The 1,414-nt window shown below is 62.0% G+C and carries 2 protein-coding genes; both read left to right on the forward strand.

Features of this window, described 5'->3' with window-relative positions; genetic code table 11:
• Positions 1-78: 78 nt before the first annotated feature.
• Entirely contained in the window at positions 79-1,089 is a 1,011-nt protein-coding gene (locus tag E8M78_RS18635) for a DUF4123 domain-containing protein (protein ID WP_137136482.1), read from the forward strand.
• On the forward strand, positions 1,086-1,414 hold a 329-nt coding region (locus E8M78_RS18640; RefSeq protein WP_137136483.1), incomplete at its 3' end, for a hypothetical protein. The genes E8M78_RS18635 and E8M78_RS18640, both read left to right, overlap by 4 nt.

Here is a 1,414-nt window from a genome sequence, read left to right on the forward strand (position 1 = left end):
AGAAAGGCGGCCCCGGCGAAGGCGCATCGTGCCTGCGCGAGATGGCCAAGTCTTCCACGCCGTTCGTGAGAGGTTGAGATGGCCGATAACACTGCCCTGAAGCCGGTCATTCTGGCGAGTGCTCTGCCGGTCTTTGCCGTGCTGGACGGCGCACAGTTCGACGATCTGCCGAGCGCCTTGTTCGAAGGCGACTTCACCCACCGCCCGCTCTATCTCGACCGAGGCAATGGAACAGCCGATCAGCTGCGAACCGCACCGCAACTGGTCTGGCTGGATCGCGATCGCAAAGCGCATCGCCGTGATGAGGATCAGAACGATACTGCGCCACTTGCGCCCGTGCTGGAGCGACTTCTCGATCTGGTCGAGCAACGTCCGGCTATCGTCTTCTGGGTGTGTGAGGCCGGTGGAGAGGCGCTCTACAGACATTTGCGGGGCATCAACAAGATCCTGCTGCCAACAGACGCCGCCATGGATCGAGGCCAAAGCTACGAGCGCAATCCGCTGTCCCTCGAAGATGACGCCAGGGACAGCGATTACGAGATGGTCCTGTTCCGGCACTGCGACGCAAATGTCATGGCGCAGGTACTGCCTGCCCTCGCGCATGCCAGCATGGCGCGCGTTCTGGGGCCCGCCTCACAGATCCTCTGCAGCCCTGACACCGACTGGGCAGAGCGGCCCTTACGCCTCATGCACGCTGGGGATATGCCACCACCCGCGGGGCCACTCAAGCTCAGTCTCGAAGAGGTCAAGGGCATCGAGGAGAAACGTAGGCTTGCGGCTCGACGAAGACGGATAACCTATCTGCAGGAGACCTGCCCGGCGGAAACTCATGGTGCCTCAAGGCAAGCATTGGAGGAGCACATCCGCATCAGCGAAGAGACCGGCAAGCGGCTAGGGCTCGTCTCGGAAGGCGCTCACTGCAGATGGGCGTTCATGATGTGCAAGACGAATGGCCGGATCGCACAGTCTGCGGATGCTCATCAGTTCATTGGCGGACAAGGCAAATCGCCTGACGAGCAGATCAAATTGTTCATGCGGGGAATTATTGAGGCGATGGCCGGTCAAACAGGAAAGCAAGAGACCCTATGAGCGGAGGCTTTTTCGAAAACCTGCTCGGCAATCTCGGTCTGGTCGGCGGAGGCGCGGGCGGCCTTGTCGCAGGAGCGGCACTCGGTGGCGCGGCTGGTGCAGGCGGCGGCACATTTGTCGCGCCCGGCTTCGGAACCATCAGTGGCGGTGGCTATGGCGCATGGGTGGGCGGCGCTGCCGGGGCGACCGCAGGGGCCGCGACAGGCTATGCAGGAGGCAAAGCTGCAGGTGGATGGATTGACCAGACCGGCCCGGGACAATACGTCAACCAGAAGGTCGAGGATCTCAAGAGCTGGATCAATGGCGATCAGGCCGCTGATAATGC

This window comes from Rhizobium sp. FKY42 (assembly GCF_005222835.1).
In the GTDB taxonomy this organism is placed as follows: Bacteria; Pseudomonadota; Alphaproteobacteria; order Rhizobiales; family Rhizobiaceae; genus Neorhizobium.

What these genes read in the sequence shown, in the direction of transcription:
- E8M78_RS18635 (WP_137136482.1), top strand. Translation starts at nt 79, where the DNA reads ATGGCCGATAACACTGCCCTGAAGCCGGTCATTCTGGCGAGTGCTCTG.